Source organism: Qipengyuania aestuarii (assembly GCF_019711535.1).
In the GTDB taxonomy this organism is placed as follows: domain Bacteria; phylum Pseudomonadota; class Alphaproteobacteria; order Sphingomonadales; family Sphingomonadaceae; genus Qipengyuania; species Qipengyuania aestuarii.
Genome location: NZ_JAIGNP010000002.1, coordinates 787,113 through 805,900 on the forward strand (window position 1 = coordinate 787,113; position 18,788 = coordinate 805,900).

Annotated in this window: 18 protein-coding genes; 10 read left to right on the plus strand and 8 right to left on the minus strand. The window is 60.4% G+C overall.

Going from position 1 to position 18,788, the window contains the following annotated elements; all coding sequences use genetic code 11:
- Nucleotides 1–38 precede the first annotated feature (38 nt).
- The 5 genes from K3175_RS08970 to K3175_RS08990 form a co-directional block, all read right to left on the minus strand.
- Complete coding sequence (locus K3175_RS08970) at nt 39–470, minus strand: Ros/MucR family transcriptional regulator (RefSeq protein ID WP_221543000.1); 432 nt, start codon at nt 468–470, stop codon at nt 39–41.
- A 116-nt stretch (nt 471–586) separates the two neighbouring features.
- Nucleotides 587–1,039 (minus strand): GNAT family N-acetyltransferase, encoded by a 453-nt coding sequence (locus tag K3175_RS08975; protein ID WP_247710792.1) that lies wholly within the window; start codon nt 1,037–1,039, stop codon nt 587–589.
- A complete protein-coding gene (gene tsaB, locus K3175_RS08980) occupies nt 1,036–1,650 on the minus strand; it encodes a tRNA (adenosine(37)-N6)-threonylcarbamoyltransferase complex dimerization subunit type 1 TsaB (RefSeq protein ID WP_221543001.1) in 615 nt (204 codons plus the stop codon). The genes K3175_RS08975 and tsaB overlap by 4 nt, the downstream gene beginning before the upstream one ends.
- Nucleotides 1,651–1,687: 37 nt before the next feature.
- Nucleotides 1,688–2,296: a malonic semialdehyde reductase gene (locus tag K3175_RS08985; RefSeq protein WP_221543002.1), complete on the minus strand. Its 609-nt coding sequence runs from the start codon at nt 2,294–2,296 to the stop codon at nt 1,688–1,690.
- 27 nt (nt 2,297–2,323) lie between these two features.
- On the minus strand, nt 2,324–2,902 hold the full coding sequence (locus K3175_RS08990) for a NifU family protein (protein ID WP_221543003.1): 579 nt from the start codon (nt 2,900–2,902) through the stop codon (nt 2,324–2,326).
- Nucleotides 2,903–3,014: 112 nt separating this feature from the next.
- Between K3175_RS08990 and K3175_RS08995 the strand changes: the two genes are divergently transcribed.
- The 10 genes from K3175_RS08995 (at nt 3,015) to trxB (ending at nt 16,486) form a co-directional block, all read left to right on the plus strand.
- Complete coding sequence (locus tag K3175_RS08995) at nt 3,015–6,083, plus strand: M16 family metallopeptidase (RefSeq protein WP_221543004.1); 3,069 nt, start codon at nt 3,015–3,017, stop codon at nt 6,081–6,083.
- Nucleotides 6,058–7,431, plus strand: coding sequence for a class II 3-deoxy-7-phosphoheptulonate synthase (locus tag K3175_RS09000; RefSeq protein ID WP_221543005.1), 1,374 nt, complete (start codon nt 6,058–6,060; stop codon nt 7,429–7,431). The genes K3175_RS08995 and K3175_RS09000 overlap by 26 nt, the downstream gene beginning before the upstream one ends.
- A 231-nt stretch (nt 7,432–7,662) precedes the next feature.
- Nucleotides 7,663–8,916, plus strand: a complete 1,254-nt coding sequence (gene egtB / locus K3175_RS09005) for an ergothioneine biosynthesis protein EgtB (protein WP_221543006.1) — start codon at nt 7,663–7,665, stop codon at nt 8,914–8,916.
- The gene (gene egtD, locus K3175_RS09010; RefSeq protein WP_221543007.1) at nt 8,913–9,911 is read left to right on the plus strand and encodes an L-histidine N(alpha)-methyltransferase; all 999 of its coding nucleotides are present in this window, start codon (nt 8,913–8,915) and stop codon (nt 9,909–9,911) included. Before egtB ends, egtD begins: the two co-directional genes overlap by 4 nt.
- 55 nt (nt 9,912–9,966) lie before the next feature.
- On the plus strand, nt 9,967–10,623 hold the full coding sequence (locus tag K3175_RS09015; RefSeq protein WP_221543008.1) for a retropepsin-like aspartic protease family protein: 657 nt from the start codon (nt 9,967–9,969) through the stop codon (nt 10,621–10,623).
- Between the two features lie 39 nt (nt 10,624–10,662).
- Entirely contained in the window at nt 10,663–11,406 is a 744-nt protein-coding gene (otsB, locus tag K3175_RS09020) for a trehalose-phosphatase (RefSeq protein WP_221543009.1), read from the plus strand.
- Nucleotides 11,403–13,190: a glycoside hydrolase family 15 protein gene (locus K3175_RS09025; RefSeq protein WP_221543010.1), complete on the plus strand. Its 1,788-nt coding sequence runs from the start codon at nt 11,403–11,405 to the stop codon at nt 13,188–13,190. The genes otsB and K3175_RS09025 overlap by 4 nt, the downstream gene beginning before the upstream one ends.
- The gene (gene otsA / locus K3175_RS09030) at nt 13,187–14,590 is read left to right on the plus strand and encodes an alpha,alpha-trehalose-phosphate synthase (UDP-forming) (protein WP_221543011.1); all 1,404 of its coding nucleotides are present in this window, start codon (nt 13,187–13,189) and stop codon (nt 14,588–14,590) included. Before K3175_RS09025 ends, otsA begins: the two co-directional genes overlap by 4 nt.
- 63 nt (nt 14,591–14,653) lie before the next feature.
- Complete coding sequence (locus K3175_RS09035) at nt 14,654–15,433, plus strand: tyrosine-protein phosphatase (protein ID WP_221543012.1); 780 nt, start codon at nt 14,654–14,656, stop codon at nt 15,431–15,433.
- A gap of 69 nt (nt 15,434–15,502) precedes the next feature.
- Complete coding sequence (trxB, locus tag K3175_RS09040; protein ID WP_221543013.1) at nt 15,503–16,486, plus strand: thioredoxin-disulfide reductase; 984 nt, start codon at nt 15,503–15,505, stop codon at nt 16,484–16,486.
- Between the two features lie 231 nt (nt 16,487–16,717).
- On the opposite strand, the gene K3175_RS09045 is transcribed toward trxB, so the two are convergent.
- The 3 genes from K3175_RS09045 to K3175_RS09055 form a co-directional block, all read right to left on the minus strand.
- Nucleotides 16,718–17,149 carry an MAPEG family protein gene (locus K3175_RS09045; protein ID WP_221543014.1) on the minus strand — a complete coding sequence of 144 codons (432 nt, stop codon included), beginning with the start codon at nt 17,147–17,149 and terminating at the stop codon, nt 16,718–16,720.
- Between the two features lie 10 nt (nt 17,150–17,159).
- Nucleotides 17,160–17,612, minus strand: coding sequence for an MAPEG family protein (locus tag K3175_RS09050; protein ID WP_221543015.1), 453 nt, complete (start codon nt 17,610–17,612; stop codon nt 17,160–17,162).
- 100 nt (nt 17,613–17,712) lie between these two features.
- Nucleotides 17,713–18,666, minus strand: a complete 954-nt coding sequence (locus tag K3175_RS09055) for a threonine ammonia-lyase (RefSeq protein WP_221543016.1) — start codon at nt 18,664–18,666, stop codon at nt 17,713–17,715.
- Nucleotides 18,667–18,788: the final 122 nt, after the last annotated feature.

Genomic DNA, 18,788 nt, shown 5'->3' on the forward strand with positions numbered 1-18,788 from the left:
GCGTCTATCTCAAGCCGTACAAGGCCGCTTTATGCGGACTATTTGTTGCGGCTGACCTTTTCGCCCGGCTTGCGGCCCAGGCCAATCTTCTTCGCGAGATCGCGGCGCGTGTCAGCGTAATCGGGTGCAACCATGGGATAGTCCGACGGAAGGTCCCAACGCTGACGATAATCTTCCGGCGACATATCGTGTTCGGTCGACAGGTGGCGCTTGAGCATCTTCATCTTCTTGCCGCAATCGAGGCAAATGATGTGATCCTTCTTTACCGATGCACGCACGGAAACCGCGGGATCGGGACGCTCTTCCTCATTCGTACCATTTCCGCCCAACCCGGAAAGTGCAGAATAAACATTGGAAATCAATGCAGGAACGTCATCGACGGTGACACTATTATTCGAAACATGTGCTGCGACAATATCCGAAGTAAGGGTAATGAGCGTTTCGCTCATATCTGTTTGAAAATTGTTCATGTGAATACTCCAGCTGCGGCCGGAAGTATGCATCACAACATGGCAAGTCTACACAAATCTGTAATGAAGATGCAGTTTGTCGCATACGTACAACCATGAAGCACGCTTTAAGTCAATTATACTTTTCTGCCAAAGGTAAGAGCGTCTATCGTTTCACCTGTTACGGTACGATAATAGTTCGCGCGCCGTCCGATTTGTTCGAAACCTGCGGCGCGATAAACCGAGATTGCAGGGTTGTTAGCGCGCATCTCCAAGAATACCTTGCTTGCTTCGCGTTCACCCGCAACGTCTAGAAATCGTTCAAGTAATAACGACCCTACACCCTTCTTCCGATGCTTCGGATCCACTGCGATCAGCAGTAATTCGATTTCATCGGAAGCTTGTCTGGCGAGTATGAAGCCGGCCGCTTCGCTCCCTCCATCTGTCGGCTTTGCCGCTTCGTCACAAAGCATTGCGAAAGTGGATGAGATGAGCAGTGAATCTTCAACTTGCCGCCGGGTCCAGGCTTCACGGTAGTGGGGATCGAAACTGACTTCCATGATCCGCATGAGCTGATCTAGCTCGCTCATTTGGCAGGCGCTTTCGCATCTGGGGAGCGCCCGTAGATTGGCGTTAGAACTTTCGTCCGAAGGCATTCCGGGATGGCATGTGCGAAACCGGCGTCGGCCACGATTTCCATCGGCCGGACCTCGTGGGCTGCAATCCGAGCAAATTCGGAGGCCCTGTTTCCAGCGACATTTGCTGCTGCCAAGGCGATCACGGCTTCTTCCGGTGTGCGGGACATGGCCTCGCTCGCAGGCAATCCTCCAGCATCGAATGATTGGATAAACCACTCCCCGTGCCCGCCGTTCATGCATATATCGACTGGACCTGCTATTTCCGCCTGGGCCATCGCAGCAATTAAAGACAGTGTCGGATAACCCGACACCCTGGCATCCCAAGCGATTCCCAGAGCGCGAGCCGTTGCGAGACCAATCCGCACACCGGTGAAGCTTCCCGGTCCCAGAGATACGAGTATCTCGTCGCACTGGCCGTGACCTTGCAACTGCGAAATCATCGGAACAAGGCGCTCTGCATGCCCGCGGCCGATCGTTTCATGGCGTCCGTCAATCACCCGGTCACCTTCAAACAAAGCAACCGAGCACGCTTCTCCGGACGTATCTATCGCAAGCATTCGCATGGCGAACGCCCTGCCTTACGCAAAGCCCTGCTTCAAGTCAGTCGATACGATTGAACTTGTCAAAATCAGGACGCGGGCTGCGCGCGAATATGCTTTCCTTGTCGCCATAGCCAATTGCGCAAACCCAATCGGCGCGATGCCGTGGTTGGCCGGCAAAGAAATGTTCGGTAATCTTGTCGAGATCAACTCCCGACATGGGACCGCAATCGAGACCCAGCGCCCGAGCGGCGATCATCAGGTAAGCGCCCTGCAGCGCTGAATTGCGAGCCGCTCCTTCCTTGCGTCCTTCCTCATCACCTTCAAACCAGCTCTTGGCATCGGCGTGAGGAAAGAGCCAGGGAAGCTCCTCATGAAAATCGATGTCGTATCCGATGATCGCGACCACCGGAGCGGTCTTGATTTTCTCTTGGTTTCCTTCGGACGCGAATTCGGCGAGTTTGTCCCGCGATTCCTGCGATTTGCACCATACGAGCCGAACGGGTTGCATGTTCGCAGACGTAGGACCCATTTTCAGCAGCTCGTAGATTTCCTTGATCTGCTGATCGGTTACTTCCTTTTCATGCCAACCGTTATAGCTGCGGGCTTCTCGAAAAATCTGATCGAGCGCTGCGGCAGAAAGATTGTTGTCATGGAATTGCTGGGTCATATCATCCTCGGATTTCGGTGCGTCGATTTACGCTTCGCGGACTTCAACGACCTCCGGCACATAATGTTTCAAGAGGCTTTCGATTCCGTGTTTCAGCGTTGCGGATGAAGACGGACATCCCGCGCAGGCCCCTTGCATCTGGAGATAGACCACACCGTCCTTATAGCCGCGATACTGGATATCTCCGCCATCACCGGCGACCGCAGGCCTAACGCGGCTTTCCAGCAATTCGTGGATCTGAACCACGATATCCGCATCGTCTTCGTTTTCCTCGACCAGAAGATCACTCTCACCGGGGACGGCAATTCCGCCCGCGGTACCTGGTGCGAAAAGCGGCGCCTCAGACACGAAGTGATCGAGAAGAATAGAGAGGACCTGCGGTTTGAGATCGCTCCAATTGGCACCCGGTGCAGCAGTCACGGTCACGAAATCGCCGCCATAGAAAACATTCGTCGCTTCGCCGGTATCGAAGATGGCCTGCGCCAGAGGGCTGGCTTCGGCCGCTTCGGGGGACGCGAATTCGCGGGTTCCCTGGCCCATTACGGGGCGACCCGGCAGGAATTTGAGGCTTGATGGATTTGGCGTGGTTTCGGTTTCGATGAACATGATATGCGATGTAGGTGGGGGGCTGCTTATGGGCAAGGCATCCCGGTTTCCCTGGCCGAAGGTTTTCCTTCATTCACTGGCGCTTCACCAGACGCTCCCCTATATCCTGCGCATGACTGATAGTTTGCGCGCCGCACGGCGTATCGCTTTGTTCCTCCCGCTTCTGTTGCTTGCCCCGCAGACCCTGCCCGCGCAGGAAGTAGAGCCGCCTGCATCCCTGCAGCTAGAAGGCGAGACGCCCTGGATTTACGAAAACAGCGACGTTCCGCGCGATGAGGAATGGCAATTTGGCGAGCTTGCCAACGGCCTGCGTTATGGCGTGCGGGAAAATGGCGTCCCTCCCGGCCAGGTTTCAATCCGGGTGCGGATCGACGCAGGTTCCCTGTACGAGAGCGATAGCGAACTGGGCTATGCCCACTTGCTTGAGCATTTACTCTTCCGCGAGAGTAAATATCTCGGCGTCGCCGAAGCCATTCCAACATGGCAGCGCCTCGGCGCGACTTTTGGCAGTGACACCAACGCGGAAACCAGTCCGACGCATACTGTCTTCAAGCTCGACCTTCCGGATGTGAACGCGGCCAAGCTCGATGAAAGCATGAAGCTGCTGTCCGGCATGGTGCGCGATCCCGTACTTTCCGACGCGAACGTTCGCGCCGAGGTGCCGATCGTGCTCGCCGAGAAGCGCGAGCGCGGCGGCGTTGGTGAGCGGGTAAGCGAGCAGACCATGCAGACGCTGTTTGCTGGCCAGCGGCTGGCGGAACGTATCACCATCGGAACGGAAGACAGTCTGCAGGCCGCGACTGGCAATTCGGTCAGTGCTTTCTACGACCGCTGGTATCGCCCGCAGAACACCGTAATCTCGGTGGTCGGCGATCTTGACCCAGTGCTTTTCGCTTCGATGGTTGAGAAATACTTTGGCGACTGGTCCAAGCCCGGCGCTCCGGCCAAGGCCCCCGACTTCGGGGATCCTGTGGCGCCGGCCAGTGCAGATCCTGTCAATCCGGTTGGCGAGGCCGCAGTTATAGTCGAGCCGACTTTGCCACGAGCGTTCACCTTTGGATATTTCAGGCCTTGGCGGCAGGTCGACGACACGATCGCTTATAATGAAGGCCGCTTGCGGGAATCGCTTGCGCTTGCGCTTATCAACCGGCGGCTGGAAGCTCGCGCGCGCGCCGGGGGAAGCTATCTTTATGCGCAGGCTAGCGAATCCAAGATAAGCCGGTCGGCTCATGCCACGCTGGTGCAATTCGCGCCATTGACGGAAGATTGGGAGGCTGCCCTCACCGATGTTCGGGCGGTCATCGCCGATGCTTTGGCGAACCCACCTACGCAGGAGGAGATGGACCGCGAACTGGCCGAAATGGAAGTCGGCTTTGCGAACATGGTAGAGCAGCGTTCTGTCCTCGCAGCGTCAGGTTATGCCGACGACCTCGTCAACGCGGTCGATATCCGCGAGGCGATAGCCGCGCCCGAGACCTTCCTGATGGTTTTCAATTCGATGAAGGCAAAGGCGACGCCGCAGGCACTGCTGGATGATACCCGAGAGCTGTTCAAAGGGTCGGTCATCAGGGCCACCTATGTGACTCCGGAGGCCGGGGAGGCGACCGAAGAATCCGTGAGGACAGCGCTTCGCGAAAGGGTCGATGCCGATAGTAATGCGCGGCTGGCTGCGCAGAGCATCGACTTCGCCGACCTGCCCGCGATCGGAGAGCCGGGCGAGGTTATTCTGCGTACGCCCCACGGTCTCGGCGATGTCGAGCGGATCGAGTTCGGCAACGGTGTCAAAGCCCTGCTGCTGGCGAATGACCATGAGCCGGGCCGAGTGGCAGTCAAGGTTCGGTTCGGTGCCGGTATTCGCGCCTTTGATGCGGACGATGCACCCTACATCAGCCTAGGCGAAAGCGCGCTGGTACAGGCCGGCTTGGGCGAACTTGGGCAGGAAGAGCTCGACCGCATCAGCACCGGTCGCAAGATGGGTTTTGACTTCGATATCGGCGAGGGCACCTTTTCCTTTAGCGCCATGACCCGCCGCCAGGATCTCGCCGATCAGCTGTATCTCTTTGCCGCCAAACTGGGCATGCCGCGCTGGGATGCCAACCCCATCGCCCGTGCCAAGGCGGCTGGGCGGTTGGCCTATCAGAGCTATGAGGCGAGCCCTAGCGGTGTGCTCAACCGCGACCTTGAGTATTACATCTACGACAAGAATCCGATCTTCCGCACCTCCACTCCCGACGCTCTCGCGGAAACCAGCGTCGAGGGTTTCCGCGAGGTATGGGAGCCAATCCTTCAGCAAGGCCCGGTAGAGATACTGATTTTCGGCGATTACGACCGTGAGGAAGCTGTCGCCGCGCTTTCCCGGACCTTCGGGGCCCTGCCGGATCGCAAGCCCATCCCGCAGAAGGTTCTGAACAGGAAGATAGAACTGGCCCCGGCCGGTGAGACTGTCGTGCGTTACCACAAGGGTGAGGCCAATCAGGCGGCGGCGGTCATCGCTTGGCCGGTGGGCGGCGGACTGGCCGAAATCCGCAAGTCACGTCAATTGTCGATCCTGACTGAGGTGTTCTCGAACCGCCTGCTTGAAGCCATGCGCGAGAAGGCTGGGGCAAGCTATGCCCCTTCGGTGAGACTGGATTGGCCGACTGATGTCGACAGCGGTGGTTCGATCATGGGATATGCGCAGTTGCAGCCCAAGGATGTGCCGGTCTTCTTTGCTGAGGCCGATCGCATCGCGCGCGAGTTGACCCAAACGCCGCCGACGGCCGACGAGCTTGCCCGGGCGACCGAACCGCTGCGCAATTATTACGAGCGGATTTCGAGCGGAAATTACTTCTACCTTCTCGAGCTGGAAGGATCGACGTCCGATCCGCGGCGGATGCAAGCCCTGCGCGGCATTCTGAACGATTATTCGCAGACCACGCCTGAGGCCATGCAGGCCCTTGCCACTGAATATTTTGGCGGAACATCGGGCTGGCGGATGGCGGTAATCCCCGAGGGGCAGAAACTGGCGAGCGGAACGTCACCCGGGCGGGGCGCAGTCACGGCGGTAAATCAGTCAGCCCAATCGCACTTTTGCGCTGGGCAAGTTTATGCTGCTTGCGCCAAGGCTCTGGCTGGGCTTGGCTTTGCGCCTCGAATAATCATGAATTGGACTGGTAATGGCACGCGAATGGGCACCGGGTAGCTGGCAGAACTTCGAAGCGAAGCACCTGCCGCGCTATGAAAACGCCGCGGCGCTGGACGAGGCGACGAACTTGCTGTCGAGCCATCCGCCGCTGGTGTTTGCGGGGGAAGCGCGCGCGCTGAAGGCCGATCTGGCCGAAGTCGCTGAGGGTCGAGCTTTCCTGCTTCAGGGTGGCGATTGCGCGGAAAGCTTCGCCGAATTCCACCCGAACAACATCCGCGATACGTTCCGTGTCCTGCTGCAAATGGCGGTCGTCATGACGTTTGCCAGCAAGCAGCCGGTGGTGAAGGTCGGCCGTATGGCGGGGCAGTTCGCAAAGCCGCGCAGCTCGGACACCGAAACGCAGGGCGACATGACCCTGCCGAGCTACTTCGGGGACAATGTTAACGGTATCGATTTCGATCCGGCATCGCGCACCAACGATCCTCAGCGCATGGTCCGCGCCTATTTCCAGGCATCGGCCACGCTCAATCTCCTCCGCGCCTTTGCAGGCGGCGGCTATGCGAACCTGCGCCAGGTCCATCAGTGGACGCTGGACTTCATGGGCCGTAGCCCGTGGGCCGACAAATTCTCCCATGTGGCCGACCGCATTGGCGAAGCGCTTGATTTCATGGAAGCTTGCGGCATCGACCCGGCTACCGTGCCGCAACTGCAGGGGACCAGCTTCTACACCAGCCACGAGGCGCTCCTTTTGCCTTACGAGCAGGCGCTGACCCGGCGGGATAGTCTGACGGGTGACTGGTACGACACCAGCGCACATATGCTGTGGATCGGCGACCGCACGCGTTTCGACGGCAGCGCACATGTCGAATTTGCGCGGGGTATCGGCAATCCGATCGGCATGAAATGCGGACCGAGCCTAGAAACCGATGCCATGCTCAAATTGTTGGATACGCTCAATCCGACGCGCGAACCGGGGCGCATCACGCTCATCAGCCGCTTCGGCCATGACAAGGTGGAAGAAGGCTTCCCACGGCTGGTGCGGGCCGTGAAGGCGGAAGGGCACCCTGTCGTGTGGAGCTGCGATCCAATGCATGGCAATGTCGTGAAATCGGATAGCGGTTACAAGACACGCCCGTTCGACCGGATCCTGTCGGAAGTGAAGGGCTTTTTCGCCGTGCACCGCGCGGAAGGCACTCATCCGGGCGGCATCCATGTCGAAATGACTGGCCAGGATGTCACCGAATGCGTAGGCGGGGCGGTGGCGATTACGGACGAAGCGCTTAAAGATCGCTATCACACCCATTGCGATCCCCGTCTCAATGCGGCCCAGTCGTTGGAACTCGCGTTTCTCATCGCCGAAACTCTCAACGCCGAGCATGGCCACCAGCAGGCGAACGCCGCCTAGTCTCATGCACTGTTGCGTTCTGCGCTGAATTCGCATCGCATCAATGATCGCTCTCTGCGCGACAGGCGCGGCGGAACCATGCGCCGGTTACCCCATTTAGACTTGAGATCGTCTTGGCCATCCGGCTGGACGGTTTCAGGTTTTTGGCTGGCGGGCCTTTAAACCTCCACTCGAATCCGCCATGCTGACACATGGTTGCCGCTGAACGGCAGCCGCAAGGGGAGAGCGGCCATGACCGCCGCGCAGGCCAGCAACAACGTTACCGGCAGCGATCTGGCAGAGCGGTTCGCCAACATCCGCCAACTCAGCGAGGCTCTAGTCGAACCGCTTTCCGAAGCAGATGCTACCCTCCAGTCGATGGAGGATGCCTCGCCGGCTAAATGGCATATCGCGCATGTAACGTGGTTTTGGGAAACCTTCCTGCTCCGCGATCATCTGCCCGATTACACGCTGTACGACGAGCGCTGGCCCTTCGTCTTCAATTCCTATTACGAGGCTGAAGGCGAGAGGATCGCGCGCTTTTCCCGCGGAATGCTTTCCCAGCCAACCATGAAAGATGTCCTTGCCTGGCGCCATCATGTCGACGAGGCCATGAAGCCCTTGCTTGAGCGCGAAGATCTGCGCCCGCTGATCGAGCTGGGCTTTGCGCATGAGCAACAGCATCAGGAATTGCTCCTCACCGACATCAAGCATGCGCTTTTTCAGAACCCGCTGGGCCCGGCGATGTGGGAGAAGGCCGCATCCATCTCCTCTTCTTCGGCGCGAGAGGACTGGTACGCACATCCGGGGGGCATCGCCCGGGTCGGGCATCAGGCGGACGGCTTTGCCTTCGATAACGAAGGGCCGGTGCATCGTGTGCTGCTCGAACCCTTCGCTCTCGCTTCGCGGCTGGTAACAAACGGTCAATGGGCAGAATTCATTGCCGATGGTGGCTATGAGGACGCACGTTTGTGGCTGTCCGATGGTTGGGGCTGGGTGAAGGAGAATGCCATTCGCAGCCCGTCGTACTGGCAGGACGAGGCGCATTTCACGCATTCGGGCTGGCAGGACCGCGATCCCGATGCGCCGGTGACCCATATTTCCTATTATGAAGCAGATGCCTTTGCCACTTGGGCTGGACACAGGCTGCCAACGGAATTCGAATGGGAAGCGATCGCTCGGGGACAGGAAGGAGCCTCGGCTGCGCATGATCCCGAAGCCGGTAATCAGTTAGATCATGCCGCTCCGCCCTTGCCGGTCGGCTCAGCAAGTCTATTCGGCGATTGCTGGCAATTCACCCGTTCCGCCTATTTGCCTTATCCGCGCTTTGAACCAGCGCCCGGCGCCGTAGGCGAATACAACGGCAAATTCATGAGCGGACAATTCGTGCTGAAAGGCGCGAGCTGCGCCACGGCGCGTAGACATTCGCGTGCGAGCTATCGCAACTTCTTCTACCCCCACCAGCGCTGGCAATTTACCGGGCTGAGATTGGCCAAGGATTTATGAAAACCGAACAAGGTATTGCGCTCGTCGATCGCGACGAGAAGGGTGTGGTTCGTGCATTTCGCGACGACGTTCTGCAGGGGCTTGATCAGTACCAGAAAGCGATCCCGGCACGCTGGCTTTACGACGACGCCGGATCGCAGCTGTTCGAGGATATTACCGATCTTCCCGAATATTATCCCACCCGCTCGGAGACCGAAATTCTCGATGCCCGCGGCAAGGAGTTCGCCGAGCTGATCGGCACGGGCCGCGCGGTGGTGGAATTCGGGTCCGGCAGCTCGGTGAAAACCCCCCTGCTGCTCCGCGCGATCAATCCGTCCGCTTATGTGCCGCTCGACATCTCAGGTGAATTCCTGCGGGAATCCGCCGCAGCTCTGGCAGAAAAATTTCCTGACGTTGACGTCTTCCCGGTGGAAGCCGATTTCATGCGCGAAGTGCAATTGCCAGATGAGGTTGCGGATCTGCCGAAGCTGGGATTCTTCCCTGGCTCGACCATTGGCAACATGGTCCCGCGCACGGCAGTCGATCTGCTGCGTTCCATGCGGGCGACCTTGGGAGCGGAAGAGGGTGGCAGACCCCTGCTGCTGATCGGCATGGACTTGGTAAAGGACCAGCAGGTTCTCGAAGCCGCTTATAACGATTCCCGAGGTGTGACGGGCGAATTCAATCTCAATCTCGCCCGGCGGATCAATCGCGAGCTCGATGGCACGATCCCGGTCGATGCCCTGCGCCATACAGCGCCCTGGAACGATGACTTCGCGCGGATCGAAATGCATCTGGAAGCGCTTGAGGATTTTGATTTCGAAGTAGCCGGTAAACGCTTTTCCATGCGTAAGGGCGAAACGATCCACACGGAAAACAGCCACAAGTTCACCCGCCGCAGCGCCAATACCTTGTTGCTGGCCGGTGGCTGGACTCCGCAGGCGCGCTGGACGGATAGTGGCGACCGGTTCTCCCTGATCCTCGCCGAGGCTACCGAAAAGCGCGACGCCCCCTGAACAAATTGATCGCGTTCATCGACGATACCGATCGCCCCTCCTATATGGACTGACGATGGACTTGCAGAGCGCTTTCGATGCCCTTGCCGAAATAATCCGTGCCGTGCCGCGTTCCGGCTTGCTGGCAGGGACGATCGGGGCCCTCCTGCTCGGCTGGATCGGCGCCATCATGCTGCGGCACAAAGTGCTGGGCGGGCGCCTCGTGCGGACCGCCAGCACGATTGCTCTGATGGCCATACTCGTGACCGTCTTCCTCCAGCTTGCCCGCTTCGACCCGCGGCTCGACGCCGTCACCGAACTGGGCATGCCCAAGCAATCGATAGTGGGCGAAGAAACGATCATACCGCTTGCGGCAGATGGTCATTACTGGCTGGTAGCCGAAGTGAACGGGGTGCCCACGCGGTTCTTGGTGGATACCGGGGCCACGCTCACCGCTCTGTCTGCCGAATCCGCGCGGCGTGCGGGGCTGGAACCGCGGACGGGCGGGCTGCCGGTCATGCTGAATACTGCCAATGGTGCAGTGACGGCAGAACTCACTACAGTCGACAGCCTGCGCTTCGGCAATATCGAGGCGGGCGGGCTGGATGCGGTGATCGCCCCCAATCTGGGCAATACCAACGTTCTGGGAATGAATTTCCTTAGCCGACTGGAGGGCTGGCGGGTCAAGCAGGGGGATCTGATCCTCGAGCCGGGCGGTCTCGAAGAAGGCTAAGGCTTTGACGAGGCGGAAGGAGCCACTAAGGCTGCCGCAATGGAAAAAGCCCGTTCGCTACCCTGTCCGCCACCCCTCGCCGATCTTCTGGGCGAGGGCCCTGTTTCTCTCTTTCTCGATTTCGATGGCACGCTCGTCGGCATTGCCGCCGAACCGGGCGCGATAGACGTGCCGGCCAAATTGCCGGACGCGCTGCTTTCCTTGCGGGACCGGTTGGGTGGGCGCCTGGCGCTCATTACCGGCCGGGCACTGGATGATCTTGCCTCGCACCTTGGTGAGGTCCCGCTGTGCCGGGCCGGCTCCCATGGAGCCTCACGCTTGCTCCCCGATGGTTCGCGCCTTGGCGATGAGCCGTCGGCACTCACCGACGAGTGCGTCGCGGAAATGCGCAGCTACGCCGATCTGCATGATCTCTATTACGAGACCAAGGCCCATGGCGGCGCCCTGCATTTCCGCGCGCGGCCAGAGCGGCAGGATGACACGCTCTCCTTCGCCCGCGGCCTGGCAGAGCGCTACGAACTGGAAGTAACCAGCGGTAAGGGCGTTGCCGAACTGGTGCGTCCCGGCGCCAACAAAGGCGGGGCGGTCAAGGCTTTCATGGAGCAGGCGCCCTTTGCCGGATCGGTCCCCATCTTCGTCGGTGACGATACGACAGATGAGGATGGGATGGAGGCCGCAATCGAATGCGGGGGCTTCGGCATTGCAGTCGGGGAACGGAAGAGCAAGGCTGCACGCTATCACCTCAAAGACGTTGCTGCGGTGCACAATTGGCTGGACATATGAACAAACCGAATCTCGAACTATCTCCCATCGGCAATTGCCAGGTCAGCGCGCTGGTCGATACCGAGGGGGGCTTCGTCTGGGGCTGCGTGCCGCGAGTCGATGGCGATCCGGTCTTCTGCTCGCTGCTCAATGGCGATCGGCGGGACGAGGGCACTTGGCGCTTCGAATTGGAAGGGCAGATTTCTTCAAGCCAGCATTACGTGCGCAATACGCCGATTCTGGTGACGCGCCTCGAGGCGGAAGACGGCAGCGCGCTAGACATCTTCGACTTCGCACCGCGTTTCGAACGGTCGGGCCGCATGTATCGGCCGGTTGCCTTCGCCCGCATCGTCCGGCCGGTCGCCGGCGCGCCGCGCCTGCGCGTGCGGATGGCGCCCATGAAGAATTACGGGGAAGCGCTGGCCGACACAACCAACGGCACCAATCACGTCCGTTACCTCCTCGGCAACCAGGCCATGCGGCTGAGCACCGATGCTCCCGTGGGTTATATTCTTGAGGATCGCGGCTACCGCGTCGAGAGCGATCAGCACTTCTTCCTGGGGCCCGACGAACCCTTCGTCGGCAATATACGTAGCGAAGTGCGCCGCATGGAAGAGGACACGCGCAAGTACTGGCAGCATTGGGTGCGCGGCCTCCATATCCCGCTGGAATGGCAAGAAGAGGTAATTCGAGCGGCCATCTCTTTGAAGCTGTGTCAGCACGAAGAGACCGGGGCGATCGTCGCCGCCCTGACTACTTCAATACCCGAAGCGCCTGGAAGCGAGCGGAACTGGGACTATCGTTATTGCTGGATCAGGGACAGCTACTACACGGTGCAGGCCCTGAACCGGCTCGGCGCGCTGGACGTGCTGGAGAAATATCTCGCCTATCTCCGCAACATCATCGACCAGGCGCGCGGAGGTCAGATCCAACCGCTCTATTCGGTAATGGGCGACCCGGAATTGCACGAATTCGAAGCGAAAAGCCTGGCCGGCTATCGTGGCAACGGCCCGGTGCGGGTCGGCAACGCGGCTTACAAGCAGGTGCAATACGATTGCTATGGACAGATCGTCATGCCGACAGCGCAGGCTTTCTTCGATACCCGTCTGCTGCGCATGGCCGATGAGCGAGATTTTGCCCATCTGGAAGAGGTCGGCGAAGCTGCCTGGGCCAAGCACGACAAGCCCGACGCGGGTCTGTGGGAGTTTCGCACGAGGCAGGAAGTCCATACTTATTCGGCAGTGATGTGCTGGGCCGCGTGCGATCGCCTCTCCAACGTCGCAGCAAGTCTGGGTCGGGCGGACCGGGTGACGTTCTGGAAGGAACGGGCGGAGGCCATCCGCGCCAAGATCGACAAGGAGGCCTGGAACGAGGAAGGCCAGCATTACGGCGCCAGCTTCGAGAGCGATTACCTCGATGCCAGCTTGCTCCAGATGGTCGAACTGCGGTATCTAAAACCAGACGACGAGCGGTTCCTGAAGACATTCGCGGCGGTCGAGCGCGATTTGCGGCGCGGCAACCACATGCTTCGCTACGCGGCAGAGGATGACTTCGGAGCGCCGGAAACAGCCTTCAATGTCTGTACCTTCTGGCTTATCGAAGCGCTGCACCTGACTGAGCGCAGCGAAGAAGCGCGGCAGTTGTTCGAGGCCATGCTGGGGCATACGACCAGATCAGGGCTGCTCAGCGAGGATCTCGACTATGATACGGGCGAATTGTGGGGGAACTTTCCCCAAACCTATTCGCTGGTAGGTATCATCAATTCAGCCGGCCATCTTTCGAAATCCTGGAGCGAGGTACGTTGAGTACTACCGACCGCCTTGTTGTTATTTCAAATCGTGTCGCTGTGCCCAAGGCGCGTGGTGCCGCCGGGGCCCAAGGCGGATTGGCGGGCGCTCTCCACGCCGCTTTGAAATCCAGAGAAGGTTTGTGGTTCGGCTGGTCCGGCGAAGAAAGCGCCAGCGGTGAGACGGGCAATATCGCCACGCAGACCAGTGACGGCGTCACCACCGCCACGATTGACCTCTCTGACACCGATGTAGAAGAGTATTACAACGGTTATGCGAACGCCACGCTGTGGCCGCTGTTCCATTATCGCCTCGATCTTGCGCAATATGAGCGGGAAACCGGCAAGGGCTATGAACGCGTCAATGAAAGGTTCGCGGAACTCGTCACTCCCTTGATCGAACCGGACGACGTCATCTGGGTCCACGATTACCATCTTATCCCGCTTGGCGAACGGCTGCGTGCTCATGGTTGCAAGAACCGTATCGGTTTCTTCCTGCATATACCATGGCCTGCCACCCGGCTGTTCGTATCGCTACCCTATCATGAGCGGCTCGTGCGAACGATGCTGCACTATGACCTCGTTGGATTTCAGACGCAGGAATGGCTCGACAGCTTTCTTCATTACTGCCGCACCGAATTGGGTGCCGAGGTCAATGAGGGGAAGGGTACCGTAACGCTCGACGGTCGTACGACAGTCGCGCGGGCCTATCCGATCGGGATCGATTGGGAGCATTTCAGTAAGCTGGGCGAAAAGGGAGAGGCACGTCAGGCGCAGCAGCGGCTGATGAGCTCGACCCGGCGCCGCACCGCGATGATCGGCGTTGACCGGCTCGACTATTCGAAAGGGCTGCCGGAGCGGCTTGACGGGATTTCCCGCTTTTTCGACAAGCACCCCGAACGGGTAAAGGATCTCGTATTCGTCCAGATTGCGCCGCCGAGCCGCGAGGATGTCGAGAGCTATCAGAAAATCCGCGCCACGCTTGAACAAAAGGCGGGTCAGATCAATGGCGCTCGCAGCGAAGTGGATGCGGTCCCGGTCCGTTACGTCAATCGCGGCTATAGTCACGAGGAACTTTTCGGCTTCTTCCGGGCAGCCAAGATCGGGCTGGTCACTCCGCTCCGCGACGGGATGAACCTCGTGGCCAAGGAATATGTCGCGGCGCAGGACCCGGAAGATCCCGGCGTGCTGATCCTTTCGCGTTTTGCCGGGGCGGCTGCGCAATTGCCCGATGCCATGCTCGTCAATCCGCATAGCCCCGACGATCTTGCCCATGCTATCAGGACGGCGCTGGATATGCCGCTGGCAGAACGGAAGGAGCGGCATCAGAAGCTCATCGGCACGGTTCGCGATGATAATGTGCAGAAGTGGACCGATGACTTTCTCAACGATCTGGACACCGTCGCGCAGGAAAGCTGACGAATACCTGTTGCTAGTCAGCGAGGGGTATCGTCCGCAGCGATCCCCTGCCAAGCTGGCTCCATGATTCTGACACCCTTTCTCGACACCCAAGGCATTCACAACTTCCGCGATTATGGCGGATGGAAGACGCGCGATGGAGGCATGGTGCGCAAGGGCCTGCTCTGGCGCTCGGGCCAGCATGTCGGCGCGAGTGCGGCGGACCTCCGGGCGATCGATGCGCTGGACATCAGGACGGTGGTCGACTTGCGCGGGGCTTCCGAGCGTGAGCGCAATCCCTGCAAAAGGTCCGAAAATTTCATGGCGGAAGTGTTCTTCCACGAGGGCGAAACCTCGTCCAGCCCGCCGCACATGGATGTGGACGAAAGCACGTCGACCGAGGACTATGCACGCCAGCGGATGCTGGCCGTCTATACCCGCATGCCGCGCAATCCGGCGATGATCGGCATGTTCTCGCGCTATCTGCGGCTTCTGGCAGAGCGCGATGGAGCAAGCCTTGTCCACTGTTTTGCAGGCAAGGATCGCACCGGGGTGGCGGCGATGCTGATGCTGCATATCCTCGGCGTCGACAGGGACGATCAGATGGCCGAGTTCCTGCGCACCAATGACGCGCCGACCATGAAGGTGCTCGCCAGCCAGTCGGTGCCCGGGATCGAGAAGAAGCTCGGCCGCAAGCTGGAGGAGGGCGCGGTGCAGGCGCTGCTCGGCGTGCGCGAAGAATATCTGGCCACCTACTGGCGCGAGGTCGAGGAGGAGCACGGCTCGCTCGATAGCTACATCGAAACCGTCTTAGGTGTGGACGAGCTGTTGAAGGAGCAGCTTCGCCAGCGCTTCGTGGCGTGACTTTACCCGGGGCAGTCCCCATATAGCCGCCTCACGATTTTCACAGACACGCATACGAGACTGACGATCATGGCTACCCATCGCACAAAGATGCTCATCATCGGCTCCGGCCCCGCAGGCTATTCCGCCGCCATCTATGGCGCGCGGGCGATGATGGAGCCGATCGTGGTGCAGGGCTTGCAGCCCGGCGGGCAGCTCACGATCACGACCGATGTCGAGAATTATCCCGGCTTCGAAGACGTGATCCAGGGCCCCTGGCTGATGGAGCAGATGCAGAAGCAGGCCGAGCATGTCGGCACGCGGATGATGTGGGACACCATCGTCGATGTCGACATCGCGGGCGGTTCGCCGTTCACCGCAACGGGCGACAGCGGCGATGAATATGTGGCCGACGTCCTCGTGATCGCTACCGGGGCGCAGGCCAAATGGCTGGGCGTGCCGGGCGAACAGGAACTGGGCGGCAAGGGCGTATCAGCCTGCGCCACCTGCGACGGGTTTTTCTACCGCGGCAAGAAGGTCGCGGTGATCGGCGGCGGCAACACTGCCGTCGAAGAGGCGCTATACCTGACCAACCATTCCGATGACGTGACGCTGATTCACCGCCGCGACGAATTGCGCGCGGAGCGGATTCTGCAGGAGCGTCTGCTCAACCACCCCAAGATCTCGGTTATCTGGAACAAGACCGTCGAGAGCTTCGAAGCGGGTGAGAACGGCGCGCTGCACCATCTCAACCTGCGCGACACGGTATCCGGCGAGGACAGCCAGCTGGCAGTCGACGGCGCTTTCGTCGCGATCGGTCATGCGCCCGCGACCGAGCTGTTCAAAGGCAAGCTGCCGATGGACGATGGCGGCTATCTGCTGACCGAAGCCGGATCGCCCAAGACCGAAGTGCCCGGCGTGTTCGCCGCAGGCGACGTGACCGATCATGTCTACCGCCAGGCGGTGACGGCGGCTGGCATGGGCTGCATGGCCGCGCTCGACGCCGAACGCTTCCTGGCCGGTCTCGAGATCGAGCCGGACGGCCATGTTCACGAAGCGGAAGCCGCCGAGTAGGCTGTTACCGCATCGTCATTTCGAGCCGCAGGCGAAGCAATCCATCTCAGGACATTTCAGCGGTTTGCCCGAGGCGGCGATGGATTGCCGCGTCGCTTTGCGGCTCCTCGCGATGACATGAAGCACGTCATCGCGAGCGTAGCGCGGCGATCCTTCGGGTGGCCTTAGTCTCTTGCCGTGAGGGCAGGAGGTGGATTGCCGCGTCGCTTCGCTCCTCGCAATGACTTGCCTTTAGCTCAGCTCGAACGCCCAGATCGCGGCGTGGAATATCAGCGCGATGAGCACCACGCTCGACAGGGCGAACAGCACGAAGCGCACCATCACCTTGTTCGCGGTGACCTGCACCAGCGAATGCAGGATGCGCAGGCCGACATAGATCCACGCCAGAAAGGCGTTCATCCCGTCACCCATGCCGACCATCGCCAGCACCAGGCAGACGGCGTAGAACACCGTCGGCTGTTCGTGCAAGTGATTGTAATTGTGCGCTTTCCACTGGACCTGCTCTGGCAGCCTTTCATCCAGCGTGCCAGTCCTGCGCACTTCGTCTGCCGCGATCTGCGCCTTGGTCATGGCGGGAATGCGGGTGACATACATCCACAGCCACATGACCATGGTCCAGGCCAGAAGAACGATGACGGGGCGCAGGATTTCGGCGTCGATCATGGCAGGAACCTCAAGCAGGGGCGAGGCTGGGGTCGTGGAACAGCGTCAACGCGATCGCCCGCCACGCCAGATGGACCAGCGCGAGAGTGGACAGCATGAACAGCAGGAAGCGGATAGAGACGACATTGACCGTCGCCTGCCAGACCGAGTGAATGATCCGCAGCGCCACATAGACCCATGCAAAGACCACATCGAGCGCGCTTGCGCCCATGATCGCCAGGATGATGCTGGCGGCGTAAAAGATGGTCGGCTGTTCCATCAGATGCGCGTAATTATGCGCTTTCCAGTTTATCCGGTCATCGAGTACGCCTTCGAGGTCCTGGCCGCGCCCGCCGGGCTTTGCCTCGCCGAGTCCCGACCCGACCTTTTTCATCGCGGGAAGGCGCGTGAAGGCCATCCACATCAGCATGATAAGCGACCACGCGACCAGCACGGCGGCGGGGGCGAGCATTTGAGCCTGCATTGAATTCGTCTCCCTCTCTCAGTTCGCAGGACTGCGGCGGCGGTGCGTGAAAGTCAAATCTCCACCGGATCGGACCCCACAGGATCATGCCCCTGCCAAATCATACTTGGCCCAGCATTTCGGCGAAGCTGTCCGCATCGGTGTTGCCGCCGGTGATCATGATCACCGTATCCTCGTCCACCGGTACCTTCCCCGCAAGCGCTGCCGCCAATGCCGCCGCGCCGCCGGGTTCGACGACGAGATTGAGGTTCGAGAAGGCAAAGCGCTGGGCGGTGCGCACTTCCTCGTCGGTCACGCTGACACCGGGTTCGGCGCGGCCCCGCAGGACGGCGAGATTGATCGGCTTGGTCGCATCGGGCTGCAGCGCATCGCAGATGGTGGTAGGCGGATTGTCGCCGACGCGCACGATCTCTCCCGTGGCTATGGCCTGTCCGACCATGTCCCACCCTTCCGGCTCAACCACATGGATGGCGCTCTCCGGCGAAGAGAAGGCGAGACCTGCGGCAAGGCCCCCGCCGCCGCAGCAGACCACGAAGCGAGACGGAGCGCGGCCAAGCTGTTCGGCGGCCTCGATCCCGGCGCTGCCCTGTCCCTCGATCACCCAGGGATCGCCGAAAGCGTGGACCAGCGTGGCGCCGCGCGCTTCCACCTCGCGCGCCGCCACTTCGTCACGGTCCTCTCCGGGACGATCGTAGAGCACGATTTCCGCGCCGAGCGCACGTGTGGCCTCCAATTTCACCTTCGGGGCGTTGCGAGGCATGACGATGGCGGCGGCAATGCCGAGCCTGCGTGCCGCCCAGGCAACGCCCTGCGCATGATTGCCCGACGACACAGCAACTACACCGCGCGTCTTCTCCTCCTCGGACAGGTTGGACAGCCGCCACCAGCCACCACGGATTTTGAACGCGCCGACCGGCTGCAGGCTTTCGGCTTTCACATGAGCGCGCACGCCGCCTATTTCGACCGGCAGCAGCGGAGTGGGCGGAAGAATGGCGGCGATGGAGCGGGCCGCGGCGATCACACCATCGCGATTCGGCGAGCGGTTAGCGTTCATCTTTTCGGGTCCTTTCCTTTACCAAGTTGACACAGTTGACACAGTCCTGAGGATAAACTCCGCTCCTCCTGATCGGGCGTAAATCGGGGCGGTGCGAAGGGGCAGGTGCATCGGTTCATCGA